The 25,836-nt window shown below is 38.3% G+C and carries 25 protein-coding genes and 3 pseudogenes; 16 read left to right on the forward strand and 12 right to left on the reverse strand.

What is annotated here, in order from left to right:
• Positions 1-11: 11 nt before the first annotated feature.
• Both VB694_RS07525 and VB694_RS07530 read left to right on the forward strand, forming a co-directional pair.
• Positions 12-257, forward strand: a pseudogene (locus tag VB694_RS07525) (zinc ribbon domain-containing protein); the annotation flags it as partial.
• 207 nt (positions 258-464) lie between these two features.
• On the forward strand, positions 465-1,817 hold the full coding sequence (locus tag VB694_RS07530; RefSeq protein ID WP_323359693.1) for a pentapeptide repeat-containing protein: 1,353 nt from the start codon (positions 465-467) through the stop codon (positions 1,815-1,817).
• Between the two features lie 19 nt (positions 1,818-1,836).
• Here VB694_RS07530 and VB694_RS07535 read toward each other — a convergent pair whose 3' ends face one another.
• Positions 1,837-3,171, reverse strand: coding sequence for a Coq4 family protein (locus VB694_RS07535; RefSeq protein ID WP_323359694.1), 1,335 nt, complete (start codon positions 3,169-3,171; stop codon positions 1,837-1,839).
• A gap of 206 nt (positions 3,172-3,377) precedes the next feature.
• On the opposite strand from VB694_RS07535, the gene VB694_RS07540 reads away from it, so the two are divergent.
• The 4 genes and pseudogenes from VB694_RS07540 to VB694_RS07555 all read left to right on the forward strand — a co-directional run bounded on the left by VB694_RS07540 (position 3,378) and on the right by VB694_RS07555 (position 7,153).
• Positions 3,378-4,328 carry a zinc-binding dehydrogenase gene (locus VB694_RS07540; protein WP_323359695.1) on the forward strand — a complete coding sequence of 317 codons (951 nt, stop codon included), beginning with the start codon at positions 3,378-3,380 and terminating at the stop codon, positions 4,326-4,328.
• A gap of 271 nt (positions 4,329-4,599) precedes the next feature.
• A pseudogene (locus tag VB694_RS07545) lies at positions 4,600-4,809 on the forward strand (RNA-binding S4 domain-containing protein); the annotation flags it as partial.
• Positions 4,810-4,936: 127 nt separating this feature from the next.
• Positions 4,937-5,554, forward strand: a complete 618-nt coding sequence (locus tag VB694_RS07550) for a glutathione S-transferase family protein (protein ID WP_323359696.1) — start codon at positions 4,937-4,939, stop codon at positions 5,552-5,554.
• 141 nt (positions 5,555-5,695) lie between these two features.
• Positions 5,696-7,153 carry an NAD(P)/FAD-dependent oxidoreductase gene (locus VB694_RS07555; RefSeq protein ID WP_323359697.1) on the forward strand — a complete coding sequence of 486 codons (1,458 nt, stop codon included), beginning with the start codon at positions 5,696-5,698 and terminating at the stop codon, positions 7,151-7,153.
• Positions 7,154-7,537: 384 nt separating this feature from the next.
• Here VB694_RS07555 and map read toward each other — a convergent pair whose 3' ends face one another.
• Positions 7,538-8,302, reverse strand: a complete 765-nt coding sequence (gene map / locus VB694_RS07560; RefSeq protein WP_323359698.1) for a type I methionyl aminopeptidase — start codon at positions 8,300-8,302, stop codon at positions 7,538-7,540.
• A 4-nt stretch (positions 8,303-8,306) separates the two neighbouring features.
• Entirely contained in the window at positions 8,307-9,314 is a 1,008-nt protein-coding gene (locus VB694_RS07565; RefSeq protein WP_323359768.1) for a Gfo/Idh/MocA family oxidoreductase, read from the reverse strand.
• A gap of 449 nt (positions 9,315-9,763) precedes the next feature.
• Here VB694_RS07565 and VB694_RS07570 point away from each other — a divergent pair, with 449 nt between their 5' ends.
• Positions 9,764-10,063 (forward strand): ferredoxin, encoded by a 300-nt coding sequence (locus VB694_RS07570; protein ID WP_323359699.1) that lies wholly within the window; start codon positions 9,764-9,766, stop codon positions 10,061-10,063.
• A gap of 98 nt (positions 10,064-10,161) precedes the next feature.
• Here the strand turns inward: VB694_RS07570 and VB694_RS07575 are convergent, their stop codons facing one another.
• On the reverse strand, positions 10,162-11,787 hold the full coding sequence (locus VB694_RS07575) for a SpoIID/LytB domain-containing protein (protein WP_416233471.1): 1,626 nt from the start codon (positions 11,785-11,787) through the stop codon (positions 10,162-10,164).
• A 319-nt stretch (positions 11,788-12,106) separates the two neighbouring features.
• Here VB694_RS07575 and VB694_RS07580 point away from each other — a divergent pair.
• The 3 genes and pseudogenes from VB694_RS07580 to VB694_RS07590 all read left to right on the forward strand — a co-directional run.
• Positions 12,107-12,226 (forward strand): annotated as a pseudogene (locus VB694_RS07580) (DNA starvation/stationary phase protection protein); the annotation flags it as partial.
• A 50-nt stretch (positions 12,227-12,276) separates the two neighbouring features.
• Complete coding sequence (grpE, locus tag VB694_RS07585) at positions 12,277-12,936, forward strand: nucleotide exchange factor GrpE (RefSeq protein WP_323359701.1); 660 nt, start codon at positions 12,277-12,279, stop codon at positions 12,934-12,936.
• 276 nt (positions 12,937-13,212) lie between these two features.
• Positions 13,213-13,539, forward strand: coding sequence for an STAS domain-containing protein (locus VB694_RS07590; protein ID WP_323359702.1), 327 nt, complete (start codon positions 13,213-13,215; stop codon positions 13,537-13,539).
• Here VB694_RS07590 and VB694_RS07595 read toward each other — a convergent pair.
• The 4 genes from VB694_RS07595 to VB694_RS07610 all read right to left on the reverse strand — a co-directional run bounded on the left by VB694_RS07595 (position 13,536) and on the right by VB694_RS07610 (position 17,193).
• Positions 13,536-14,672 carry a PP2C family protein-serine/threonine phosphatase gene (locus VB694_RS07595; RefSeq protein WP_323359703.1) on the reverse strand — a complete coding sequence of 379 codons (1,137 nt, stop codon included), beginning with the start codon at positions 14,670-14,672 and terminating at the stop codon, positions 13,536-13,538. The genes VB694_RS07590 and VB694_RS07595 overlap by 4 nt on opposite strands.
• 154 nt (positions 14,673-14,826) lie before the next feature.
• Complete coding sequence (locus VB694_RS07600) at positions 14,827-15,594, reverse strand: DUF1350 family protein (protein ID WP_323359704.1); 768 nt, start codon at positions 15,592-15,594, stop codon at positions 14,827-14,829.
• Between the two features lie 208 nt (positions 15,595-15,802).
• The gene (locus VB694_RS07605) at positions 15,803-16,522 is read right to left on the reverse strand and encodes a hypothetical protein (RefSeq protein WP_323359769.1); all 720 of its coding nucleotides are present in this window, start codon (positions 16,520-16,522) and stop codon (positions 15,803-15,805) included.
• A gap of 281 nt (positions 16,523-16,803) precedes the next feature.
• A complete protein-coding gene (locus VB694_RS07610; RefSeq protein WP_323359705.1) occupies positions 16,804-17,193 on the reverse strand; it encodes a hypothetical protein in 390 nt (129 codons plus the stop codon).
• Between the two features lie 120 nt (positions 17,194-17,313).
• On the opposite strand from VB694_RS07610, the gene VB694_RS07615 reads away from it, so the two are divergent.
• The 5 genes from VB694_RS07615 (at position 17,314) to VB694_RS07635 (ending at position 20,242) form a co-directional block, all read left to right on the forward strand.
• Positions 17,314-17,607, forward strand: a complete 294-nt coding sequence (locus VB694_RS07615; RefSeq protein ID WP_323359706.1) for a hypothetical protein — start codon at positions 17,314-17,316, stop codon at positions 17,605-17,607.
• A 108-nt stretch (positions 17,608-17,715) separates the two neighbouring features.
• Entirely contained in the window at positions 17,716-18,072 is a 357-nt protein-coding gene (locus VB694_RS07620) for a YtxH domain-containing protein (protein WP_323359707.1), read from the forward strand.
• Positions 18,073-18,083: 11 nt separating this feature from the next.
• Positions 18,084-18,533, forward strand: coding sequence for a hypothetical protein (locus VB694_RS07625; protein WP_323359708.1), 450 nt, complete (start codon positions 18,084-18,086; stop codon positions 18,531-18,533).
• 120 nt (positions 18,534-18,653) lie between these two features.
• Positions 18,654-19,463, forward strand: coding sequence for a TPM domain-containing protein (locus VB694_RS07630; RefSeq protein ID WP_323359709.1), 810 nt, complete (start codon positions 18,654-18,656; stop codon positions 19,461-19,463).
• 149 nt (positions 19,464-19,612) lie between these two features.
• On the forward strand, positions 19,613-20,242 hold the full coding sequence (locus VB694_RS07635; RefSeq protein ID WP_323359770.1) for a precorrin-8X methylmutase: 630 nt from the start codon (positions 19,613-19,615) through the stop codon (positions 20,240-20,242).
• Positions 20,243-20,264: 22 nt separating this feature from the next.
• Here VB694_RS07635 and VB694_RS07640 read toward each other — a convergent pair whose 3' ends face one another.
• The 4 genes from VB694_RS07640 to purB form a co-directional block, all read right to left on the reverse strand.
• Entirely contained in the window at positions 20,265-20,969 is a 705-nt protein-coding gene (locus VB694_RS07640) for a phosphate ABC transporter permease (protein WP_323359710.1), read from the reverse strand.
• Positions 20,970-21,130: 161 nt separating this feature from the next.
• Positions 21,131-21,967 (reverse strand): 4-hydroxy-tetrahydrodipicolinate reductase, encoded by an 837-nt coding sequence (gene dapB, locus VB694_RS07645; RefSeq protein ID WP_323359711.1) that lies wholly within the window; start codon positions 21,965-21,967, stop codon positions 21,131-21,133.
• A 247-nt stretch (positions 21,968-22,214) separates the two neighbouring features.
• Complete coding sequence (locus tag VB694_RS07650; protein ID WP_323359712.1) at positions 22,215-23,234, reverse strand: ABC transporter ATP-binding protein; 1,020 nt, start codon at positions 23,232-23,234, stop codon at positions 22,215-22,217.
• Positions 23,235-23,441: 207 nt separating this feature from the next.
• Positions 23,442-24,737 carry an adenylosuccinate lyase gene (gene purB, locus VB694_RS07655; protein WP_323359713.1) on the reverse strand — a complete coding sequence of 432 codons (1,296 nt, stop codon included), beginning with the start codon at positions 24,735-24,737 and terminating at the stop codon, positions 23,442-23,444.
• 253 nt (positions 24,738-24,990) lie between these two features.
• On the opposite strand from purB, the gene VB694_RS07660 reads away from it, so the two are divergent.
• The gene (locus tag VB694_RS07660) at positions 24,991-25,782 is read left to right on the forward strand and encodes an RNA polymerase sigma factor SigF (RefSeq protein WP_323359714.1); all 792 of its coding nucleotides are present in this window, start codon (positions 24,991-24,993) and stop codon (positions 25,780-25,782) included.
• Positions 25,783-25,836 lie beyond the last annotated feature (54 nt).

The following is a 25,836-nucleotide window of genomic DNA, read 5'->3' on the forward strand; positions in this document are numbered from 1 at the left end:
AGCTTGGCGGAAAAACATGGCTAGAATATTTTGGGCATAAATATGGAAAGGTAACAATTGCTGTTCCTGCCCATAACACTTCTCAAAATTGTTCTAATTGTGGTCAAAAAATACAAAAATACCTATCAACTAGAACCCATAATTGTCATCATTATGGGTTCGTAGAAGATAGAGATATTAATGCCAGCATCAACATCCTAAAATTAGGATTAAGTACCGTAGGGCATACGGGAACTTACGCTACAGGAGATTTGCCACGCCACTTGCTTTAAGCCGGGGAAACCGTCCAACGCAGTGGCTCCTCTTGGGCGATTGGTGAGGCAGCGCGGTCTTGGGGGTCTCCCCCATGAGTGACTGCCGAACCCTAAGGGTGTAAACCTGTCGTCTAACGGCGAGTCTATCAATGTAGAATCCCCGCGTCTTTAGACCGGGGAGTGTCAAACAAGTATTAAAAAATAGAAAACATGACCATTGAATCTAATTCCTCCCATCCACCAAGTCTAGAACCAAACTCAGATCACGATTTACAACCAGATGATTTTGATAGTGATACCAGTGAAAATGGACTCACAGCCGAAGGTTTGGCTGCAAAACAAGCTTTAGCAGCAATTTCTTCTTTACAATCTCCCCAAAATACAAATGCTCTCAAACGGGCTACATCTAACTTTAAGGAACTTTCTCGTAATCAGTTGTCAGTTAAACCTAGAGCTTTAATTTTTACTTTATTAGCGATCGCTCTCACTTTTATTGGTATTATTATTAATAATTCATTTCTGGGCATTTTGGGAACTTTCGCCACTTTGGTTTTATCCATAGCCATGCTTTTCCCTTGGTTACAAGATGTCATTAAAGAATGGTTTTCTCCCCAGGATAGAACATTGTTATTAGGCTTTATCGGCTTATTAGTAGGTATTATTGGCTTATTCAGATTTACTGGTATAGGTGCTATTCTGCTGCGTTGGGGAAGAACAATTAACTGGGATGCTTCAGGAACTTTAGCCGAATGGTTTGGGGCTTTAGGGCAAATTTTTATAGCTGTAATCGCTGTTTATGTAGCTTGGCGACAATATGTAATTTCTAAAGATTTAACCATTCAACAAAACCTGCTCACAGTCCAACAAAATATTATTACTCAGCAACAAACCATAGATTCTTATTTCCAAGGTGTTTCTGATTTGGTATTAGATGAAGAAGGATTATTAGAAGATTGGCCACAGGAAAGAGCGATCGCAGAAGGACGAACTGCTGCTATTTTTAGTAGTGTCGATGGTAGTGGTAAAGCCAAAATTCTCCGCTTTCTTTCCCGTTCCAAATTACTCACACCCTTAAAACGCGATCGCCGTTTAGGTAGAGCTATACTCGATGGTATTGGAGGTTATGCCGAAGACAGGTTAGAAGGTGTGCGCGTTATAGATTTAGGTGTCATGTTAGCAGGTGCAGACCTCTCTCAAACAGATTTACGTTGGACTGATTTGAGTGAAGCCAACCTAGTGCGTGCTAATCTCAGTGGTTGTGATTTAGTCAAAGCCAACCTTTCCCGCACAATTTTATATGATGCTAATCTCAGCGATGCTGATTTAAATGCCGTACGTTTATTTTATGGTTCCTTAGAAAAAGCCTCACCCCGTAGTCGTACCCAACCACCGGATTATGAAACCGGAGAACACACCGGCGCAGTTGTGGAAAATGCCGATTTCAGCAACGTCCAAAGAATGTCTGAATTAGCCCGTTATTACTGCTGCGCTTGGTGTGGAGAAAAAACCAGAGGAACTATTCCCGGTGGTTGTGAAGGTATTCCTAACAAGTTGGGAAGGTGAAGTTAGCAAAACTTAGCTTTTAACTGGCTGGGAGAATGATGTTTAAGGAAGTACGCACATCATCTAATGGAGTTTCCCAAAAAAGTTTCCATTCTATCCCAAATAGAGGCTTGGCCTGTTTTGCTATCATCCATCCTTGCGCGATCGCATCCATGTATTTTGTCGAAAGCTCAATATCATAAACAACCACTTTGAGCAGGTTTTTTGTTAACAATGCTAACCAGAAGCGTGTCGCGTATAACTGAGAAACATAAAAAGCTTCTAATTGAATTTCACCCAAGATATTTGTATCGGAACCAGTGACGATATGCCAAATGTCATGGGTTTCCGTGATATGGGCTGAAAAAAATTGTAGGTAATGAGGAGAAGAGATTTTCAGCATTCGCTCTGGAATATCATGATTATCAATCATTTTTTCTCGTGTAGTTTTTTTATCAATGTTAATATCCCTGATGGTAACAAACCGATAAACATAACTATCAATAAACTTTGTTTGTCCCCAAAACTCTTTACCAATTTTCTTAAAATATTCAACAAAACACTTTGCACCTTTAAACTGCTGAATAATTGTCCATTCTTTGGCAGTGTCTACCTTTGCTTTCATCTCTATACAGAGGATAACTTTTTTCCTGTCAGTATCAGCAACAATGATAAAATCTGCCCGTTTACACTCGCCCTTTGAACCATTAAAAATAGTAGCCGAACCAATGTCTTCTAATAAGCGATTGCGATCAAAGTTCAAGTCTTTACGAAAAATTGCAGCACCAGTTCTTTCACTACTAGCAATAAAAGGACGAGGTAAAAATTTCACAAAAATTATGTTTTTTAGTGCGTCACTAATGAAACGTTCAATGATCACATTGGGGATTTTTACCTTTTCTTTATCAACTACTAAGGTAATTACTAATTCTGTGCTTTCTTCACTTTTTGTAATTGAGAAAAGCGAGCCTTCACCAAAGTTAACTATAACATCAAATTTACTGACTAAACTAATATTGTGTATATCTAAGTCTACATGAAACCCTGTATTTTTAAAGCGTTCTACCGATGCCGCAAAAATATTTGGTAATTCTTGACTATATACTTGACACCCTTGAAAAACAATTTGCTCAACCTGGTTAACATATTCTTGAATATCAAGGCGAATTACTCCATCAGTAAGAAGCTGCTCAATCTTATCACCGTTGATTTGGATCGAAAACATTCGCCGCCAAGTATATAAAAAGCCGAACAACGCATAAGTTGCATAAGTTTTACCTGTATTGTTGCCACCACAAATGATCGTCAAATCCCCAAGTGTGAATTCAGCTTGCTTTAAAGCACCAAGATTTTTGACTTTAATTTTCATTGCCATATCCTTTAGCATTCGCGTTGACGTGCCATAGGCAATCATCTTCTACTGTTTAACTTTTCAATCATATCCTTATTGACATTGAGAGAAATAACTAGATTCTGGAATGAATGTGCGATCGCAATTAATCCTCACAGTGTATATTGTCGATAAGTAATTGTGTTTAGATTTTAACTATGTTTTTAACTTAAACCAGGACATCTGAAAATATGAACCACAAAATCCGCGCTGTCATCGTTAATCCCAATGTACCAGGGCGTTTGGCCTTAAGTGAAGTGAATGCACCCACACCAGCCGCAAATGAAGCCATAATCAGAGTTGCAGCAATATCACTCAATCGCGGCGAACTCAGACGCGCTTCCACTGCTGAGGCTGGTTGGCGGCCTGGTTGGGACTTAGCTGGTACAGTAGAAACTCCCGCCGCAGACGGTTCAGGACCAGTCCCAGGGGTGCGAGTGGTAGGTTTTCTGCCCTCCGGTGCTTGGGGAGAACTGGTATCCGTACCTACAAACGCTTTAGCAGAAATACCACGTTCAGTATCTTTTGCTCAAGCTGCCACACTGCCCGTAGCTGGTTTAACTGCCTATCATGCCCTTAAAAAAGGTGGTTTTCTCTTAAATAGCTCCGTGTTAATAACAGGTGCATCCGGTGGCGTTGGTAACTTTACTATTCAACTAGCGCGGTTAAGTGGTGCAAAAGTAGTAGCACATCTGCGTCAGCCTAAATATGAAGCCATAGTTAAAGCAGCAGGAGCGCATCAGGTAGTCATCGGTGAAGATATCTCACCTGCTCAGGAATATGGACCCTATCATTTAATTATTGACTCTGTGGGTGGTGATGTTCTAGGTAAAGCTTTGGGTTTATTAGGCACAAATGGTAAAGCTGTGGTGTTTGGAACTACCGCAGGAAGAGAAGTAACTTTTAACGCAGGTAATCTTTATGCCCTTGGTGGTGCGAGTATATACGGTCTGATTGTCTTCCACGAACTCAAACAAGAATCGGCATCTGTGGGGTTAAAATGGTTAGTGGAGTTAGTAGAATCTGGCCAATTACGTCCTCATATTGATATTGAAGCTCCTTGGACCCAAATTGCTGATGTAGCTCAACAACTGATTGATAGACGTTTTCCTGGTAAAGCGGTACTACACATTTCTAACTGATAAAAAACTTTGAGAACATTGCTGGTATAGGACTCATATTTGAATTTTGAAAAAATCTCAGTATTTGTAGGGTGCGTCAGATATAACAAATCTGTTTATTGATAGAATGTATACAGTCTGACGCACCCTACGTATCATTTCATAAATCAAATATTATCCCTATATCATGTTCACCTAATTGCTTATAATAAGCTTATGGCTGGCTGCTGCTAAATGATTTTTGTCTACCAATTAGCAATTACCAGCCAAACAGATATAATAACTATTCAAACTAACACGATATAAAATGATTAAACTCGACCAATTTTTAAAGTTAACAGGTATAGCTTCCACTGGAGGTCATGCCAAACTGATGATTCTTGATGGTAATGTCCAGGTTAATGGTACAGTTGAAACCCGTAGGGGAAGAAAATTAATAGAAACTGACACAGTAACAGTAACCGGGAAAACCTTTAACGTTGGAGATGTAATTTCAGATTAGTTTTTTACTATTCAGGTAAAGTGAGAATTTTCATACCCTATTCTGTGACGGCGATGGTATGCTCAAACTGGACTGAAAAACCATCACCTCTTGCATACTCTTGAACAAAAAGGTATTAACAAATATCATGAATAGAATCTTGTATTATCATCAACAATCTAATTTTTCTAGAAAAATCCGCATATTGTTACAAGAGAAAAATTTAGATTGCGAATTGCAAGAAGTTAATCTCATGAATAAACCCTCTGAATTTTTACAACTTTCACCTATTGCGAAAGTTCCTGTATTTGTAGAAACAGATGGGACAGTTATTTGGGATTCAACATTAATTGCTGAATATTTAGATGAAACTTATCCAGAACCTAGTTTTTATCCCCCAACTCGTCAAGCACTTCTAGAATGTCGTAAATGGGAAGAATTAGCAGACCATTTAGGTGATAATATCATCAATTTATGGATTCTCAATTTAACTAATAATGTATCATCACCACGTTATCGAACAAAATTAGAAAACACTATTAATCATCTTTTAGCAATTTTTGAGCAACAATTATCCCAGTCTGAATATTTATTAGGTGGTGACACTTGGACAGCAGTAGATATAGCCGCATTATGTTCTATGGGTTACTATAGTCTACGATTAAATGAAGATTGGATTTTACAGTATCCTAATTTGGGAAACTGGTTTCATAAATTGCATCAACGTGAGTCAGTTAAATCAACTATTCCCATACCTGAAAATTAACTATTTCCCCGACTTCTGTTGTTTATTGTGTCCATAAATGATAAATTGATTTAGTGAAGTCGGGGATATGGGTATGAACGATTGCTATAGCTGAATACTTACAACTATTTTTCCACCAAGTAAAAACACATTTATCTTCACATGAATAATTACCACAAGCAAAACGTTGTCATTATCGGTGGGGGTCCAGCGGGATTAGGTGCAGCTTTAATGTTAGCAAAACGAGGCTGGAAAGATATTAAAGTTATTGAAAAAAGACCGTCAGCAGATTATTATGAACCCGATAAATCTTTTAGTTATCAAATTGATGGTAGGGGACAAAAATTAACTGATTTCTTAGAAATAACCGCCAAACTTGCTGATTTAAGCGTTCCTAATACTGACTTTTACTTTACTATCATTCAAAAAGACGGTACACGCAAAACCACAAAACTACCCATTGCAGATTCTCAACGTAAAACAGCTTATTGGCTACCTAGAGCATCTTTTTTAGATTTACTTTACCAAGAAATTGCTCAACATTGGCAAGATACCATTCAAATTTTATTTAATACTGAATGTGTAGAAATTAAACCACATTCTCAAAATTTAGAACAGTTAGAAATTATTACCCAATCTCAAAATCAAGAACAATTAACTTTTATTCCTAATTTAATTGTCGGGTGTGATGGTTTAAATTCTCTTGTTCGTCAAACTCTTCATGAAATAGAAGGAAAATCAAATTTATTTGCAATGCAACAGTTTCCTTCTCCTAGTGCTGGCTTAAAATACAAAGTTCTAACTTTACCTGCTCAATTTCCTTTATCAGCAAAAGAGGGAGATTTATCAACATCGACAATGGCTTATGGTATTCGGTCTAGTTTTAAAGGTCGTAAAAAAGCAATTTCTTTAGGTTTATTACCTTTGAAAAATCCAAATCAACCCAGAACTGCCAATATTATTAACTACCCAAATCATGAAATTTGGCAATTATCAACACCAGTAGAAGTTGAGGAATTTATCAAACAAGCATTCCCGCAACTTCCCATAGAAAAAATAATTTCTGCGGAAGAAATTGCCAGATTTACAGCTAGTGAAGGTGGTAAATTTCCTATGCCTCAATATTGTTCAGGTTTATATCAAATTTTCGGCAAACCTGAAAATAACCAAGGAACAGCGGTAATTTTATTGGGGGATGCTGTACATTGTTTTCCTCCTGACATCGGACAAGGTGTTAATTCTGCTTTGGAAGATATCTATATTTTTCAGGAAATATTACAAGAAAAACAAGATAATCTTGCTGCTGCACTTCCGCGTTATCAAAACCTCCGTCAAAACGATATTAAAGCCTTAATTCGCTTAGTGCAAATAAGTTATCCTTGGCAATATAATCAAGACCAATTACAAAAAAGATTGTGGAGTATTAATTTCTTTTTACGCTTACTTTTAAATCGGTTATTTCCTATTTTATTTTCTCCTCATTCCTTTTTATTGATTCAAAATCATGAGTTATCTTATTCGGAAATACTGCATAAAAGTAATAGAACTACTCAAATTTTATCAATTTTGGGAGGATTAATAATATTGAGTTTAATTTTGATGTTTACAAGTTCTCATTAATTCTTGCTGTTGTCTGCATCAGGATGTCCAGGATTTAAGGATTTTCAGGATATGAATGCAAATAATAATGTTGATAATTGAAAACACGTTATATATGGGCGCACACTTTTCCACTCATAACATAAGCATAATACACTTTTTTCGTCTTGTCAAGTCTTAACAGGAATTTTATGAATTACCTACATTTCAGTAGGACTTACGCAAAAACTATCCCAAACTCCTATTCCTCTGTGTTCTCTGCGTCCTCTGCGGTTCGTTTCTTCATGATTTTGCGTAAGTCCTGTTCAGATTAAATAATTTTCATACTCTGATGAATCCGTAACTTATGGGTAACTATGGCGGGCAAAATGCCCACACCACAAGAGTTTTAGCTATAGTTTCAACCTATGTCGGTAAGGTGAGAATTTCCACACCATCTTCAGTTACAACAATAGTATGCTCAAACTGGGCGGAAAGTTTGCGATCGCCTGTTACCGCAGTCCAACCATCGCTTAACATCTCTATTTCATAAGTTCCTTCATTAATCATCGGCTCAATAGTAAATACCATACCTGGTCGCAATCGCTTACCTTTACCCCTTGTGCCAAAATGGGGAACATCTGGTGCGGTATGAAAAATATTACTAATCCCATGTCCCACAAACTCCCGCACCACTGAAAAACCTTCAGCTTCAGCATACTCTTGAATAGCAGCACCAATATCCCCAATTTTTGCCCCTGGTTTTACCTCAGCAATACCTAAGTGCAAACATTTTTCCGTTACTTCTACCAACTTTTGGGTTTTAGGTGCAGCACTACCGACAATAAATGTTTTAGATGTATCACCGTGATAACCATCAACAATGGGTGTGACATCAATATTGATAATGTCACCTTCCTTGAGAATTTGCCTAGCATGGGGAATACCATGACAGATCACCTCATTCACACTGGTACAAATTGACTTAGGATAACCTTTATAACCTAGTGGTGCGCTTTTAGCTCCCTGTGCTTTTGTCCATCTTTCCGCTTCATCATTGAGTTGTAAGGTACTCACACCTGGTTTTACCAAAGGTTCTAGATGTAGTAACAACTGGGCTGCTAGACGTCCAGCCCGACGCATTTTTTCGATTTCTCGCTGGGATAAAATAACTATGGTTTCGGTTTTCATTTATTTACGACTCTTTTGTTAAAAATATAGTTAAACCTGTGTTTGCTGCTCTGCGTGCTGCATCTGCAACTTTCAATGTATACAAGCTTGCTTGCGGCGTTACATACAAAGGATGTCCATAAAAAAGATGGTCTAATACCATTTTCGTATCTTTAGCAAATAATCCTCGGCGATTACCCATATCAATCAATGTTGTTTCATTTGCTTGTACCAAAATTCCTGTGTCACCATCCAGAATTAAACCCCCATTTTCACCATTAATTTCTAACCTACGTTCTGATTGCCACAGACTTTCACCTTTACCATAAATAACTTGAGCTAACAAACCATTTTTAAAGTATAATTGCGCCATACAAAGACAAGTTTGATAATAATTAGTCTCTGTCTCCCAATATCGCTGATGACAGTTGGCAGTCAAAACTTCACCAAATAAATTAGTCAGCCGATGTAAGCGAGATAACGCACCCATCAAGGGAAAGCCGAAATATTCATGGTTATAAGTCCACCTGCGGGGTGCTGGATGTTCAGGTTTAACGGTACTGTGGCGGACATAAAACAAATGACCAAGTTGGGGTAAATTTTGTTTTAAAGCTTGATGCCAACCGCCCAAAAGTTCAATATGTTCGACGTGCAGTAGTTTATTTTTCGCTTTAGCTAAGGCAATCAGTTCTTCTGCTTCCTTGACATCCAGGGACAGGGGATACTCGACAATGACGTGTTTGCCGTTAGTTAAGGCTGCACGGGCTATTTTACCATGATCCTGATTAATCGCGGAGATAACAATTAAATCCAAATCTTCCCGTTCCACCAGTTGTTGCCAAGAATTGCTCACCTCTGTTTGATATTCTTGAGCAAAAGCGGTTGTTGTTTCGGGAGTATGTCCAGCTATCGCTACTAAATGTGTCCGCAAATCTTGGCGTAATGCCTCAGCCCGGAGTTTTGCTGCATACCCAGTACCGACTAAACCCACCCGCATGGTTGTATTGGCCAAAGGTGGCTCGGAATTATACATGATTTTTACCAGTTCTGTTGCTTGGATTTTTGGATCTACAGCTACTTGTATAAACACTGAATTAGCGACAGTGCTATCAATGCCTATGGCATTCTATCAAAAAGCCAGCCAACAACAGTAATCAGGTGAAGAGAAGAGTGATTATACTATTGATGGTGCAAAAATTAACTATTATTTCCATCCAGGCAACCCCAAAATATTACCCACAAAGATTTTTTGAACATCTATCTTATTGATGACTTACTGAGGATTTTACATAACTAAAACTTATTGTTAAGAAGTAACTAAATTTCATTACTAATCGTGGTCAATTTTCGGTTACAAAGTTTAATTTTTCCCGTAGTATCAGAATTGAACCAAATCGAACTGGCAGCTAATCCTATAGGGTTATCTGCACGGTTTGCTTTAGGATAACTTATCTGCCTTGATCAAATAGAGAGGATTTCCAAATGCCAGTTTACAAAGTCACATTAATTAACACAGAAGAAAAAACAGAAGTTACTATTGATTGTGCTGATGATACATATATTCTAGACGCTGCTGAAGAAGCAGGTCTGGACTTGCCCTACTCCTGTCGTGCGGGTGCTTGTTCTACCTGTGCAGGTAAATTGGTCAAAGGCAAAGTTGACCAATCCGATCAATCATTTTTAGATGATGATCAAATTGAAGCTGGATATGTATTGACTTGTGTTGCTTACCCAGCTGGAAATGTCACCATCGAAACTCACAAAGAAGAAGAACTTTACTAAAAGTTGGGCTTTGCCTTTTCGACAAACTATCACCGCCCTACTGTGACAGCAGTATAGCGGTGTCTTTCTTTTATCTATTTTTTGGAACTATTTCTAGATTAACGCAGTTCTGTTTTGCGCTCTGAAGATGTCAAGAAAGGTTTAATCTCGTTACCGAGAACTTTAATTTCTGTACCAGGATAATAGAATTGGAGAATTTTGGCACTTGACCAACCTAGTTTGGCTAAATTTTGAGCGCCTGTTTGACTTAAACCTACTCCATGTCCTAACCCCCCACCGATAAAGGCATATCCCCACAGTGTTGGCGTTCCTTTATTTAGAGGTTGTAGATAGAAAAGTGTGCTGAGAGGAGCCGCAAAGGCGCTACGAATTTCATCTTTATGCAAGGTAAACACGCCAATATTCGTTTTTATAGTTAGATCCAAAATACGTCCGCTTTCGCTACGCTTGGTGATAGCGATGGCTTCGATGGTTTTAAATTTGCTATATGGACTTTTTTTCACCCGCAAAAATTTCTGTAAGTCCTTGGTAATATCCTCGATACTGGTTTGTTTGTTCCAGCGGAATACATTCCAGGTGCTTTCATTAAATCCTTGTTGCAAGTTAATAAACTGGCGAAAATTATTTTCGTCTGCTAAACTTTTTTGTGATAAATTCCAAATATTTGTAGCCGCATCCACTACTGGCCGCAGATAAGGACGATCTTCTCCATTCCAGACATCGCTAAAGAAGGCGGTAATACCACCTGTAGTTGAGGAATATAGGGCATCTACTATCTCGTTATTATAAGTGAGTACCATACCCCGTGTAGAGGCGATCGCTTGATCTGTTGTTTGTGCTGCTCCATTTAGCCCATCATACACTTGACAGTGTGTGTCAGCGCATAATTGGTAATTATCAATAGCAAATCTACGTACATTACGCAGGGCATAGGTGCGGGCAATAATAGCCTGTGCTTCTAGAGACGCTGTTGGCGCTCTCGTGCCAATTTCATAAGGTAAAACCCCTCGTAAATAGGTTTCTAAAGGAACTTGATTAACAAGGGAGTAAGTACCATAAGCATTGGGCTGTAAATTCAACTTTCCTGCATAAAGACGACTATTGCCAGTTTTTTCGCTTTTATTGACGCGAATTTGGTTTTTACTCGTGACAATTTCTAGATAATTATTGCTGTATCGTTTACCATTGATTTCCCAACGGACTCGCGGTATTTGTTTAAGAATTTGTGTATCTAAATATGGCAGGTTCTGCCCTGATGCTTTGATGCTTTCTAACAACAAGCGTCGCACTAAAGGACTGCTGTAAACTTCTCGTTTAGCCCAGACTTGCCAACGTTCGGGTTGGGCTATTTCCACTTCTATGCCTTGAGAACGCCAATTTCTGGCGCTGTCTTCAGCTGTTTCAAAGGTGCGGAAGTCTCCTAAAACTACTACTTCCTGCACTTTTGGTTGAGGCAAAGTTTCCATAACTGTTTCTAGCTGGACAGGGTTGGCAGTGATGAGGGTTTGCTGCTGATTATCTACTTGCCATTTTAGCTGTAAGCGATCGCCTTTGGTTGGTGTTATTTGTAACTTGTCCGTAGGTGTAACTCCAAATCGCTGGACAATGCCAATTTTAAGTTCCACATCTTGGTTATTGTTTACAGGAGTTGAGGCCGCAGTCAATCCCAATAAGCAAAAGGTCGTTACTATTTTGTAGGCTGAACGCCAGAAAAATATTTTCATGAAAACTCGATTGTGATCCCACAGTGAAGATTTGGGGCGAACTTTAACTTGTTTTGTAGCGTTTTGCTTGTATTCTATATGCGATTCCATAATATCATCACCTGCTTGATGTCAACTATATTCAAAATGACTTAATCGTTTGATTCTATAGGTGGAGGTAAAGCATGAGCTAAACCCTTACAAATTGAACTCATCATGATTATGATTTATTGATAAACCCCAAATTAAATAACTATAGCAATACTACTCGGCTCAGAATCTGAAAGCTGTAATTTGGGAGTTGGTAAAAGTCGAGAAGTTGTTGTTATAACCGTATGATCGATCGATCTTACCTTTGGTAGATGAAGTTAATGATGAACCTAGTGCAGATTTATTAACTCAAAGAATGCAGGTTCATGAAAAAACAGCTTGGATGTGGAGAAGTTTGTTGGCAGAATAGAGTTTAAAAAATGGGGTATAATAGGTGACAAAAACCTATACCCATTCCTTATGTCTGATCCAGATTTCACCCCTAAATTACAAAATTTAATGCAGCGTGCGGGGATTTCTAGTTTTAAAAGTCTTAGTCGCACGGCTGGGGTTTCAGAGCGCCAAATATTGCGTTTGCGGCGGGGAAAGCTGAAACAAATAAAACTGGATGTGTTGTTAAGCCTGTCGGAAATACTACAAATATCATTAAGTGAATTAGTCGCTACTTTTTCAACTGGCAGTTTTGATTCCACAACTCAGCACCCAATTACTCAGGCAAAATTGTTACAAGAAAATACTGACTTAAAAACAGAGTATGAACGCATTGTACTGAAACTGGAACAACAGAGAGAAGATATACAACAAGAGTTTCAGCGATCAAGTTTGCAAATATTGGAGTCTTTACTATTGTTTTGGCCGACAGCAGCACAGAAAGCTAGGGAAAATCCCCAATTAGCGGCAGTAAAAATATTACCATTAGTCCAAAAGCCGCTGGAGCAATTATTACGGGCTTGGGGAGTGGAGATGATCGCTACTGTGGGAGCAGAAATACCCTATGATCCACAATGTCATGAATTGTTGCAGGGAACAGCCCAACTAGGCGAAATAGTCAAAGTATGTTATGTTGGATACAGTCAAGGTGATAATCTACTTTATCGAGCCAAGGTCAATCTTCCATAACTCAAATTAATTGTACAAATATGAAATAGCAACTATTGATTAGTTATTTTTGTACTTTATTATTTAATTATGAGATGAATGAAACTTTTTATTTAGGGGTTCAATATTTACAATATAATATGAAGTTTTAACTAGATTATTTAAATGATTGGGTGGATAATTTACAATTATTGAAATATTTAAATAATGCCTATAAAATTTCAGATTTTTATATCCTTTATTGGTATATAATAGGCACAAGAGAAAGTCATTGATATCAACCAGAGTAACCTAATTATGAGTCAGTCGGTGAAAGTTCTTACACTTAAAAAAAATTTAAACGCTGAAACTTCACCCGAATTTCAGCAAGATATTGCCCAAATTATGACCAGTGGTGCAAAGATTGTCTTGGTGGATTGTCAAAATATTACGTTTCTGGATAGTTCTGGTTTAGGCTCTTTAGTATTAGCTTTCAAAACTCTACGCGATGTGGGCATTAAAATGGTGATCTGTTCGATTAATGAACAAGCAAGGATGATATTTGAATTAACAAGTATGGATGAGATATTTGAAATCTTTCCCAGTCAAGATGCTTTTAATCAAGTTATCTTTGCTAAAAACTAATCAAACTTAATTTGCAGAATAGATAAATCATCATCAAAAGTTTCTTTGGAGTTTAAATTGATTAAATATTTCAGTATATAATCAAGTTGGTAATCAACTGAATGTTGTAAGCTAACTAGTAACTGAATAAAACTATCCAGACTCCAAAGAGTTCCATCTGATTTAGTAATTTCATAAGCACCGTCGCTAAAAGTATAAAGACTACTAAATTTTTCAATAGTGCAAGTTGCATCTATATATTTGGCTTCAGGAAACATCCCCACCGGCATACCTTGTGTTTTCAAGAGTTTTGTTTCTGTGGTGCTGGGAGATTTTCCTGATACTAATACTGCGGGTGGATGTCCAGCACTTGCATAAATTAACTGGCGACTGACTCTATTATATACACCATACCAAATAGTAAAATATTTATCATTTTGATAATTGATCTGAAAAGTATCATTTAAAGCTTTTAATACCTGACTAGGTTGATAGTAATTAAGTCCTTTGAGCGCCCGTGATCGCAGCAGATTGAGTACAGAAATAGAGGGAAGAGTTGCTCGGAGTCCATGGCCAGCAGTATCTAACAGGTAGATTGCCAGATAGTCAGAATCGAGCCAATAATAATCAAAACAATCACCTCCTAATTGTCGGGAGGGTAGAAATCTATAATTAATATTCAGAGGTTTAGACATTGGTAAAGGTAGCAGAGATTTTACATATTCTGCTGCTTCTGCTAGTTCTGTTTCTAATAATAGTTTTTGGGTTTGTAAATCCCGATTTAACTGATGTAGACGTAATCCGGCTCTAACTCTGGCTTGAAGTTCATTTTGCTCGATAGGCTTAGAAATAAAATCATCAGCACCTGCATCTAGTCCTTTAACGCGATCTGCAACTGAATCTAAAGATGTTAATAAAATAAAAAATGTGGTAGATAAATTAGGATCTTTCTTAATGCGATCGCAAACTTCCAGACCAGTTAAACCCGGCATAATCCAATCACAAATAATCAATGCTGGAGGACAAGAAAGAGCCTGTAAAATTCCTTCTTGTCCATTATTGGCAGTGATTACTTGATAACCATGTTTTTCTAACATCCTTTTGAGAAGTATTTGTATTGAAAAATCATCATCAATTACTAAAATTTGAAACATGATCAATGGTGTATATAATCAATAAAATAAAAATGCCAGAGTACGGTGATGAATAAATGGTTAGTATTTCTGAGTGGTTAAAATATACTAACTTGTGTGAAAAAACCCATGTTTAATGATTTACCAAGCTACATTTTTTGGCTGCCATCAAATATTATGAAGATGCTAGAGGGTTGAGCCAAAAAAGTATGATTTTTTTAAGTTGGTATAAATCACGATATACTTCTTGCTTAAACCATTGCCCCATAGCATCAAGGGGAGTAAAAGAAGTTCCTGGTTGCCATTTAATCTCTTGACCTAAAGGTGTGGTGTGATTTCCCGATAAGGTTTGGATTGTCACCATTTCTGGAAAGCGATTTTGCAAGATTTTTGTTAAAATTGCAGACTGATCAAGATTATCATTACTAAATTTTATTAATAAATTACGGCGGATGTGATAATTTTCTTGTACCAGTTGGTTAGTTTCCAAAGGCGTGGGAGTAAACTCAATTGTCAAGGTAGAATTTAGTTGTTCTACTAGGGGAATGGCATCTTTAGCGGTGTAGTTGTTAAAAGAAATGAGAATATTACCTGCTCGTTCCACTGGAAAAAGGCTACCAATTAATAAATGGAGTTTGCAGCCCATACTGTGTCCAATACCATAGGTAGGCAGGTATAGGTTGCGTAATTCTCCTGAAGAGTGTAAGCGTTCTAGAGTGCGGTCAAAGTTGAGTAGTACAGATTCAGCTATTGCTCGATGATCTAACGTATTGACAAAAGGCGTAGCAATAACAACGTAGCCTTTAGCTGCCAACTGTTCTAGTAACCAGCGGTAAGTTAGGTGAGGTGCGGTAGCGACAAATGCACCTCCTAAAAAATGGATAATACCGATGGGATGACGCGGAATAATTGCCCAGTTGCCTCTGATTTCTTTCCAGTCCATGTTGATGTGCTATACCTACAGTTAAGCTAAGTTAAGGTTTGTTTCATATTCTTTAATGTTACTCCGTTACTGCCAGAAGATTAACGATAATTTTTGAGAGAGTCTAATCTTCTAAAAATATCAATATGTGTTTAGCTTCACTAAATAACTGGGTGATGCTATGACAGACTAAATGGAAAAAAGATTAATTTGATTTACTAATTGTGTTTTAACGCTGATTCTGTAACCTTCTCATTTCGTATTGGACATCTAAAGCAATTTGCAACGCTTCATTTAATAATCGGTCATGTTCAGTTGCTTGTTCAGTAACTTGCATGGAACTTAAAGTAGCTATATCATTCGCAAAGAAATCAGAATTACTCAGGATAAAATTTTTATTTTCTCGCAGAATTCGTTCTGTTTTTAAAGCACGTACTAAATCTAATTTTGTCAGGCTTAAAGCCTGAATAACTCTCTCTCTTTGCTTGATACCTACAGTTGGATTTCCAGCATCTTCTATTTGGTCATTAATATCTATAGCTTTAATAACAGCATTATAACGTTCAACATCATTGATTAAAGTTTGCAAGGAATGTGTCATATTTTTTTTGATCAGCTGACCTTTTTTCTTCCACATTAAATACAATAATGTTTGGATTACACCACCAATCCAAATACTTACTAATATCATTAATATCCAAGATGGGATTATTATCCAACTAGCAAATATTTTCAGCAGCATATCAAATAATAAATATGAAATTACTACCAGAGAACAGCTGATAAAAACTACCGTAGCTCCTTCAGAACCCTTGATTTTTGCAAATAATGATTTCCTCCATAAATTGAGAAAATTTGTAATAATAAACAATTCATTTTTGACAGGTAAATTAGTCAATTGTTCTAATTCATGATGACTAATTTCTAAACCCTCTAAATCATCACGCACAGCTTCCCTCACCTCAGCAAAATAATAATTTACTCTAATATAGCAATCAAATTTCCAGAATGGTAACAGGTATAGCATTTTACTAGACTTTTACCTAAGTTTAGATAAAAGTTGATTTTTTTAAAAATACTTAGATAGGGCAATGCTAACCAGGCAATACTTAAAAAATTCTCAGCTATCATCATAATTTCTATGGATATAATTAATTTCAGTCTAAAATTATTTATTATAGTTTCATGCCTGGGATAGATGACAACAAAACTTAATAATTGTACGTCGATTTATTTATGAATCAGTGTGAATAAATAAAATCCGGCAAAACTAAACATAAATAAGATGGTTACAGCATAGATTATTACATCCTTGAGGATAAATAATATCCAATCTTTTCTAAGCTCCTGTTTAAATTTTAGTTCCCTTAACCTGCGCTCAAGTTCTACATCTTCCTTAGTCGGTAAGTTGATAAAACTATTGGTATATATATCATCAAATATTTCTGTTGTAGTCCGTGTTTTTTGATCATTTGCTAAAGTTTCCGGCAAATTTTGTAATTGCTGATTCACTTCGTTGGAAACAATAGGTAAATTATCCTCTTCTAGCTTCTTCATTTCTTTTTTGATGGCCTTTTTCACAACTTTGACTACCAGTGCTTCTAAATTTTTATCTGTCATCTGTTTGCCAGTAAAATATTTGATCAAATCACCGTTGTAAGTGTAGTTTAACTATATGCCAAACATCTGAAGTTAAGGCTACAGTAACAAAAACTGCTGTAATTTCTGTAAATATCAAAAATGGTAACAATAGTTCTTGTGATTAATATCCTTATCTCACTAATGCTTCTCTATCTAGCACGACAAGTATGGCTAATAAAACAAAAGCTGAGAATTATAGCAGCTAAATTAAACATTTATGAACACGCTATATATGCAGTATTGCATACAGTACCAGCAAATATTTATACAGGACAACAGCAAATTTATGACTTGCAGCAAAAACACCAAAACCTCAAACTGCAAATTCAACAAGTGCGGCAGATTCTGAACATCATACTATTAGGCAAAAAAATTTGGCAGAGGTATCTATAAACAATTATTTTGCCTTTTTTTCTTTACCCCTTCCCTCCTTGCCTCCTGCCCTCTGCCTTTCTTGATCAAACCAACCTAAAATGAGTGTAATAGAGATAAACAATAAAAATGTCTAATAATCGTTCGGGAATATTTATAGGCGGCTTGATGTTAGGAGCTACTATTGGCGCTTTAACCAGTTTGCTCGCTGCTCCCCGCACAGGGCGCGAAACTCGGAAACTGTTGAAAAAATCTGCTGATGCCTTACCAGAATTAGCAGAAGATATATCAGCCAGCGTGCAGATTCAAGCAGATCGACTTTCTGCCAACGCATTGCGGAACTGGGATGATACCCTAGAGAGACTGCGGGAAGCGATCGCAGCTGGAGTAGAAGCTACTCAAAGCGAAAGTCAAGCCCTAAAACGGCCAAACCCTGCTGATACTAAAAACACAGATTCTCTGAACCAGAACCTAGAACGCTTATAAATAGCATAATTGTGATTGACCCTCTGTTTTGGCTGGGATTTTCCATTTTCTTAGTCGCTGCTAGTCTAACTGCTGTTTTAGTAGCGACTATACCCGCTTTGCAGGAGTTAGCACACGCCTCTCGTAGTGCTGAAAAGTTATTTGATACGCTTTCAAGGGAGTTACCACCAACTCTCCAAGCCATCCGTAATACCAGTTTAGAAATCACAGATTTAACCGATGATGTGAGTGAAAGTGTCAAAAATGCCGGTCAAGTCGTTAAACAAGTAGATCAAAGTTTAGATAGCGCCAAAAAACAAGCTCAAAATGTTCAAGTTAGCACACGCAGTCTTGTCATTGGCGTTAAAGCTGCCTGGACAACCTTCACGCGCCAAAAACCTGCTAGACGCAGCCCCGAACGCTTACCAATGAAAGACAAACCAGAGTTAACTTTGCCAGAGCAGAGGAGCAGAGGAGAATAATTAATGACTAATGTCTTAGATTAGAGTAAAGTAAAGAAGTGTAAAGAAGTATCACTTTTCTCGTACTCTTTTAAAAAGCACTTGTTTACGTTGGCCGTTAATATTTGTATAAAAAATTCCATGCAGCGTTGTTTTTGGCGAAAAATTTTAGTATCCATTGCAGTATTTTGCTTTGCTGGAGCAATTTGGGCGATACATTCACCATCAGCCCTAGCTTATGAAAACCCAGATTTACTACCTGACACATTTACCCCAGTTGTCGATTTAGCGAAAACTCTCCCTGACCCCCAAGAAGAAAAACTAGTTACAGACTTAGAACAGTTTGAAACTGATACTGGCTGGAAATTGCGAGTATTAACCCAGTATGATCGCACTCCGGGGAGAGCCGTAATTAAATATTGGGGTTTAGATGACAAAAGCATTCTTTTAGTTGCAGATGCTCGTGGTGGTAACATTCTCAGCTTTAGTGTGGGTGATGCAGTTTATGAACTTCTACCCCGTACATTTTGGATTGAACTACAAACCCGTTTTGGTAACTTGTACTTTGTCCGCGAACAAGGGGAAGACCAAGCCATCCTACAAGCTTTAGATTCGGTTAAAGGCTGTTTACTCAAAGGTGGTTGTAACGTCGTTCCCGGACTACCAAGGGAACAGTGGATACTTACCGTCATTACCTCAGCTGTTGGTGGCGTGATTTGTGGCTTTGCAGCCCAACCCCGCAATAATAAACAAGTTTTTGCTTGGCAATGGGCGTTAATTTTCTCGCCGTTATGGGGAATTTTGTTTATTGCTTTCGGTATTGCTCCAGTTATAACTCGTACAAGTGACTGGGTTCCTTTAGTTCGCAATATTTCCGCTTTCTTAATTGGTGTTTTGGTAGCTTATTTATCTCCAGCTTTCAGTCGTCCTCCTTCCAGCAGCGAATCTTAGCTAATTGGTAATTGGTAATTGGTCAAAATATTTTCCCAGTCCCCAGTCCCCAATCCCCAGTCCCCAATCCCCAGTCCCCAATCCCCTATTCCCTATTCCCTACCTTCTAATGATAAGCTGAAAGCTGATCTGTGAGAAGCTTAACAGCAATGGAATGGCACATAACTGATGCTCAAAGCTTGGCAATTATTGATAGTGAAATTGGCGATCATGTCTTTTCACCAGCAGAGTATGAGATAGTCCGGCGCGTAATATACGCCACATCTGATTTTGAGTACAAGTCTTTGATTCGTTTTTCAGAACACGCTTTACAAGCAGGAGCAGCCGCACTGGCAGCACGTACTACTATTGTAGTAGATGCACCAATGGTACAGGTGGGTATTGCCTACGATATTCAAAACACCTTTGCTAACCCGGTGTATTGCAGTATGGAGGCTCTGACCCGTCCCCAAAAAGAAAGAACCCGTTCTGCTTGGGGGATTGAAACTCTAGCCAAGCGATATCCAGAGGGAATTTTTGTGGTCGGTCAAGCCCAAACTGCTTTAACTGCACTTGTCGATTTAATTGAAGCAGAAGAAATTCGACCAGCTTTGATTATTGCTACACCAGCAGGATTTATCAATGTAGATTCTGATAAAGAACGGTTGCAAGAATCTTTAGTGCCTTACATTACTATTGATAGTCGTAAGGGTAATGCGGTTGTAGCAGCGGCAATTGTTGATGGTTTGGTTGATTTAGCTTGGCAAGCTTATGGTCAAGATAGAAGTGGAGTCAGTTAAATTTTTAGCTGTCACCTGTCACCTAATAATCATCATCGTCTCTGTATTTCTGTGGTTCTGGACGGCGACGACGTGGTTGTTCTCGTTGGTTTGTTCGTAAACGACGACTAACTTCATTAAAGAAATCCTCACGCACATAGGGATAGTCACTTACCCAGAGATTACTATTAGGGATGTAGATGTTGCTAAATTCTTCGATGGTGCTTAAATCTGGGCGATTTGACATTACTATCATTTCTGCGATTTGACCACGGGCGATCGCTTTGTGAGCAGGACGTAATGGGGCATCAAATTCTACAGTAAAACCCGTGTTATCACCAACTTCTAAGTTAATTCGTTTTTCGCGATTTTCGATAATTACCAATTCACCTTTGTTGTTGACGGTTTCCTGTTTTCCAGTCAATTTATCTGTAATCCACCAATCTAAAACTCGTCCTCGGAAAAAGCCGCTGTACTTGTAACGGCGGCATTTTGCATTGCGAATACTGGCTTGAAATACGGGATACCACAACCAAAAAAAAGCGCCAAATACCCCAAAGCTGAAAATCAGCCCAAAATCTAGCTTCAAAAAGATTCTTCCCAGAAAAATTACAACTACAGTCACTACAGAAATTAAAAGCCGCTGTAAAAGCGAGCTAAGTTTTCCCCAGTAGTATTTGTACTGTGAACCACTGGCAATAAGAGGGATAATTTGTTCAAATTTTTGGCGAGTCAGTGGAACAAGCATATTTTAGAATTTAGAATTTAGAATTTAGATTTTGGATGGGAAAAATCGCAAATTGAAAATTTATAAAAGAGATATCAATGGGCAGGATAATCAGGATATCAATATAATAATTCTGAAAACAGACTACACATTTATTTTACTCCTGACTCCTGACTCCTTTTTTACAGTATTTTTTCTAATCCATATACTAATGACTTTAGCTGGTTGACTTTGCGAATTGCTAATAAAACTCCGGGCATATAGCAAGAGCGATCGCTGGTATCATGGCGTAAGGTATAAATTTGCCCGGCTGCACCAAATATAACTTCCTGATGGGCAATTAATCCAGGTAGGCGTACACTATGAATTCTAATCCCTTCATCGGCTAAAGAGCCTCTAGCTCCTGCTATTTTTTCTGTTTCTTCAACTTGAGGAACGTTAAAAGTTTTACCTAATTCTGCTAATAATTGAGCAGTTTGAATGGCTGTACCGCTTGGTGCATCGGCTTTTTGGTTGTGATGCAGTTCGATAATTTCTACATGATCAAAATATTGGGAAGCGGTGACAGCGGCTTGTTGTAGCAGTACCATGCCAATGGAGAAATTAGGAATCAGCAAACAACCTGTACTCGCTTTTTCGGCAAAATCTGTCAAATTTTGAATTTGTTCGGGACTTAAACCGGTAGTTCCCACTACTGGACGAATTCCATAAGCGATCGCACTCCGCACGTTATCATAAACTGCATCAGGATGGGTAAAGTCTACCATTACCCCTGGTTGTAGCTGTCGTTCCCCTGCTACATAACCTAACATTGGCTCTAATTGATTGGTAATAGGAACTTCCAACGGTTCGCTTAAACCTGCCAGTTCTCCTGCGTCCTTGTCTTGATGTTCCGGTGAGGTATCGAGAGCGCCCATTAATATCATATCCGGTGCTTGGGCTACAGCTTTGATTACTTCACGTCCCATTTTGCCAGCAGCACCGTTGACAATTACGGGGATAGTAGATTGATTGGTCATAATTTCAGAAATGCGTTTTTGGTTATTTTACATAAAAATGTAACTCTTAAACTAAGTGATAGTCTAAAGTCGTTTTAACAGGTTCTACCGCGTCTGGGTATTGATCAACATCAGCACGTAAATTACGAATGCTAATTAGGTGCATATTTTGGTTTTTATTTGCAAGGGTAGGTAAAAGGCCAAAAAATTAAAGGATTATAAGTTTTTTTCCAAAATCCAAAATATAATCACCTTTTACCCAATTAACTTATCTCATATTTTGTTTTTTCTCAGCTTTAGGATCACGGTTAGCAACAGCAGCTAATTCTGCATCCATCAAAGTTTTTCCAGTTGCAGCCAGATAAACATCATCTAAACTAGGACGAGATTGAGCAATTCCAAAAATAGGTAAACCTGCATTATTTAACGCCTGTTGAATAGTAATCAATACGTCATTTTGAGGTGTAACTACCAAATTTAAGGAATTACCTTGAGCGTTATTAATGATGATTTCTTGAACAAATGGTAATTCTTGAAGTAGATTTTTAGCAATGTCTGCTTCTTCATTGGGTGAAAATTCACGAATGCGTAAAGTAATGCGATCGCCCCCAACTTGATCCTTTAACTGCGAAGGTGTACCCGTAGCAATTACCAAACCCCGATCTATAATTGCCACCCTATCCGCTAAAGCGTCAACCTCTTCTAAATAATGGCTGGTAATGACAACGGTAGTTCCCGCAGTGCGTAACTTCCGCAAAAATTCCCATACCACAAAACGGCTTTCTATGTCAAGTCCTACCGTTGGTTCATCCAATACTAATACATCTGGGGAATGCAATAAACCCGCAGCCAAGTCTAGACGCTTGCGTAAACCACCAGAATAAGTGCCGGTTTTTTTATCTGCGTATTCTTGTAAACCGAGCAAATCTAATATGGTGTTGATGCGTTGTTTGATCACCCCACCAGGGAGATGATAAAGTGCCGCTTGTAATTGTAGCAACTCCCTACCCGTCAACACCTTATCTAAAGCCACTTCCTGAGCGACATAACCCAGCTTTTGCCGTGCTAACTTAGGGTGATCTAAAACTGAAATTCCCGAAACTTCGATTTTACCAGCATCGGGAGTAGTCAGTGTACACAAAGCCCGCAGAGTGGTTGTTTTTCCTGCACCGTTAGGACCGAGTAAACCAAAGATTTCCCCTGGTTGCACCTGAAAGGAGACATCTTTAACGGCGATCACAGTACCGTAACTTTTTTGTAGATTTTCGATTAAAACAGCGGCAGCCATGACAGCTATAATCCCTAACTATACATTTCGCAACAATCTATCTTTTATTGTACGAGTTAGACGTTAGCTGTGATGAGTTCTGTTCTACTATTCTTGAGAAAAATTAAGTTAGGGGTTTTGTTCAAGAGCGATCGCCATAAGTAAATTAGAATGCAGGAGTCAGAATTATTACCTCTAATTGCACTCCCAACTCCTGAATCCTGAATTTTAAATTCCTAGTCGTTGATAAACTTGATCTAAATGTTTGAGATGTTGCTGTGGATCAAAACAGGCATCTATTTCTGCTGCTGACAACTTTTGAGTAACACGGGGATCTTTACTAATCAAATCCCGGAAATTGCCTTCTGGTTTGTTCCAGGCCGTATGGGCGCTTTCTTGAACTATGGCATAAGCTTCTTCTCGCTTTAGTCCTTTATCTATCAAAGTTAGTAAGACTTTTTGACTGAAGACTACACCACCGTAGCAGTTGAGATTCCGTTCCATGTTTTGGGGATAAACCAGAAGATTTGTCACCAAATCAGTAATTTCATGCAGCATAAAATGGGTTAAAATGCAAGCATCTGGTAAAACTACCCGTTCTACGGAACTGTGAGAAATATCTCGTTCGTGCCATAAAGCGACGTTTTCTAAAGCTGCACCTGCATGACTTCTCACCAGTCGCGCCATCCCTGTTAGTCGTTCGGAACGGATGGGGTTACGTTTGTGAGGCATAGCACTAGAGCCTTTTTGACCTTTGGCAAAAAATTCTTCAACTTCCAAAACGTCGGTTTTTTGGAGATTACGAATTTCCACGGCAAAGCGTTCTATAGACGCAGCAACAAGGGCTAACTGCTGCACAAAGTCGGCATGAATATCACGGGAGATGACTTGAGTTGAAGCCGTATCGGGTTTAAGTCCGAGTTTTTGACAAGCGATCGCTTCTACACGTGGTTCAATATTGGCATAGGTTCCCACCGCTCCAGAAATTTTACCTACAGCTATGGTTTTTCTGAGAATTTGGAGGCGTTCTTTGTGTCGCAATACTTCCGCTAACCACCCAGCTAACTTAAAACCAAAGGTCATTGGTTCAGCGTGAATACCATGCGATCGCCCAATCATCACAGTATAACGATGTTCTCTGGCCTTGTAGCGAATAGCCTGAATTAAATCTTCCAGGCGTTGCAATAACACATCTAAACTAGAAACCAATTGCAGTGCTAAAGCTGTATCCAAAACATCCGAACTAGTTAACCCCAGATGAATATAGCGCCCCGCATCACCTACATATTCATTGACATTGGTCAAAAAAGCGATCATATCATGGCGGACTTCCGCCTCAATTTCTAGCACCCGCTGGGGGTCAAAATTCGCCTTGGCTTTAATTTCTGCAACCGCATCTGCGGGAATATAACCTAATTCTGCCTGGGCTTCACAAACGGCAATTTCTACTTGCAACCAAGTTTGTAGCTTATAGGTCTCGTTCCACAGATTGCCCATCTCGGGCAAAGTATAACGCTCAATCACATTCGGGCATATAATACAACCGTCATATTTTACAAGGGAATAGGGAATAGGGAACAGGGAACAGGGAATAGGGAATTTAAAAATCTTGTAAATCTTAAGTGTTATTACGTAAGTAAGCGTTGAAACTGATTTCAAATTCAGTGAAACAACGATGGCTTAATTTGTATTGACTGAGGAAAATAATTACAGCTTGGAAGCAAATATACTAACTCCCAAATTTCCTCGGTAAAAGGATGACTACAAAGGAATTGATATGGAAAAAAGTGAAACCTCTGTCCAGTCTGATGGTATGGGGCTATTACATTTATACCACCAAAATCCTTCGATTAAACTGCGTAACCAACTTGTGGAGATACATCAAGGTTTAGTGCGGAAGATGGCTTATAAGTTTATCCATCAATGTCATGAGCCTTATGAAGATTTGGAACAAATTGGTTATTTGGGGTTAATCAGGGCTATTGAGCGTTTTAATCCCAACCAAGGATATGCTTTCAGTTCCTTTGCTGTACCTTATATTCGCGGGGAAATACTGCATTTTTTGCGCGATCGCTCCACTTTAGTCAAAATTCCCCGACGTTGGCAAGAAATTTACCATGAGGGACAAAAAATTCGCAAAGAATTAACATTATCTTTAGGCCGTGCTGTCAAAGATGTAGAAATTGCCAAGAAACTGCATATCTCTGTTCAAGAATGGCAAGAATGCAAATTAGCGAATCAAAACCGTATGCCTTTAAGTTTAGATGCTACTATAGGTAATTATATAGATTATCAATTAACTTTGGGTGATTTGCTTCCCTGTCCTCGGACTACTCTACTTCAGCAACAACAAGAAGAAAGACTACAACTGCAAGGGGCTATGAGTATGTTAGATGATAAACCCCGCATGGTAGTTGAATTGATTTTGGTAAATGAACTTACCCGTAAAGATGCTGGTAAAAAAATCGGTGCTAGTCCGATGACAGTCACTCGGTATCTGCATAAAGGTATTGAAGATTTGATTTGTTACTTACAACCACAAGCTGAATCAGAGGTGATGAGTGCTTAAATAAAAGCAAGTTCACGCTTACTATAGGAATCATATTTGAATTTTGAAAAAATC

Origin of the sequence: Anabaena sp. UHCC 0451 (genome assembly GCF_034931405.1) — a bacterium.
Lineage (GTDB): Bacteria > Cyanobacteriota > Cyanobacteriia > Cyanobacteriales > Nostocaceae > RDYJ01.

Coding starts and splice junctions, on each gene's coding strand:
- VB694_RS07530 (WP_323359693.1), top strand. CDS start 465: ATGACCATTGAATCTAATTCCTCCCATCCACCAAGTCTAGAACCAAAC.
- grpE (WP_323359701.1), top strand. CDS start 12,277: ATGTCTGATCCAGATTTCACCCCTAAATTACAAAATTTAATGCAGCGT.
- VB694_RS07660 (WP_323359714.1), top strand. CDS start 24,991: ATGGAAAAAAGTGAAACCTCTGTCCAGTCTGATGGTATGGGGCTATTA.
- map (WP_323359698.1), bottom strand. CDS start 8,302: ATGAAAACCGAAACCATAGTTATTTTATCCCAGCGAGAAATCGAAAAA.
- VB694_RS07650 (WP_323359712.1), bottom strand. CDS start 23,234: ATGGCTGCCGCTGTTTTAATCGAAAATCTACAAAAAAGTTACGGTACT.
- VB694_RS07590 (WP_323359702.1), top strand. CDS start 13,213: ATGAGTCAGTCGGTGAAAGTTCTTACACTTAAAAAAAATTTAAACGCT.
- dapB (WP_323359711.1), bottom strand. CDS start 21,967: ATGACCAATCAATCTACTATCCCCGTAATTGTCAACGGTGCTGCTGGC.
- VB694_RS07550 (WP_323359696.1), top strand. CDS start 4,937: ATGAATAGAATCTTGTATTATCATCAACAATCTAATTTTTCTAGAAAA.
- VB694_RS07635 (WP_323359770.1), top strand. CDS start 19,613: ATGGAATGGCACATAACTGATGCTCAAAGCTTGGCAATTATTGATAGT.
- VB694_RS07610 (WP_323359705.1), bottom strand. CDS start 17,193: ATGACAGATAAAAATTTAGAAGCACTGGTAGTCAAAGTTGTGAAAAAG.
- VB694_RS07535 (WP_323359694.1), bottom strand. CDS start 3,171: ATGGCAATGAAAATTAAAGTCAAAAATCTTGGTGCTTTAAAGCAAGCT.
- VB694_RS07640 (WP_323359710.1), bottom strand. CDS start 20,969: ATGCTTGTTCCACTGACTCGCCAAAAATTTGAACAAATTATCCCTCTT.
- VB694_RS07570 (WP_323359699.1), top strand. CDS start 9,764: ATGCCAGTTTACAAAGTCACATTAATTAACACAGAAGAAAAAACAGAA.
- VB694_RS07555 (WP_323359697.1), top strand. CDS start 5,696: ATGAATAATTACCACAAGCAAAACGTTGTCATTATCGGTGGGGGTCCA.
- VB694_RS07615 (WP_323359706.1), top strand. CDS start 17,314: ATGGTAACAATAGTTCTTGTGATTAATATCCTTATCTCACTAATGCTT.
- VB694_RS07540 (WP_323359695.1), top strand. CDS start 3,378: ATGAACCACAAAATCCGCGCTGTCATCGTTAATCCCAATGTACCAGGG.
- VB694_RS07575 (WP_416233471.1), bottom strand. CDS start 11,787: ATGAAAATATTTTTCTGGCGTTCAGCCTACAAAATAGTAACGACCTTT.
- VB694_RS07630 (WP_323359709.1), top strand. CDS start 18,654: ATGCAGCGTTGTTTTTGGCGAAAAATTTTAGTATCCATTGCAGTATTT.
- VB694_RS07595 (WP_323359703.1), bottom strand. CDS start 14,672: ATGTTTCAAATTTTAGTAATTGATGATGATTTTTCAATACAAATACTT.
- VB694_RS07600 (WP_323359704.1), bottom strand. CDS start 15,594: ATGGACTGGAAAGAAATCAGAGGCAACTGGGCAATTATTCCGCGTCAT.
- VB694_RS07620 (WP_323359707.1), top strand. CDS start 17,716: ATGTCTAATAATCGTTCGGGAATATTTATAGGCGGCTTGATGTTAGGA.
- VB694_RS07565 (WP_323359768.1), bottom strand. CDS start 9,314: ATGTATAATTCCGAGCCACCTTTGGCCAATACAACCATGCGGGTGGGT.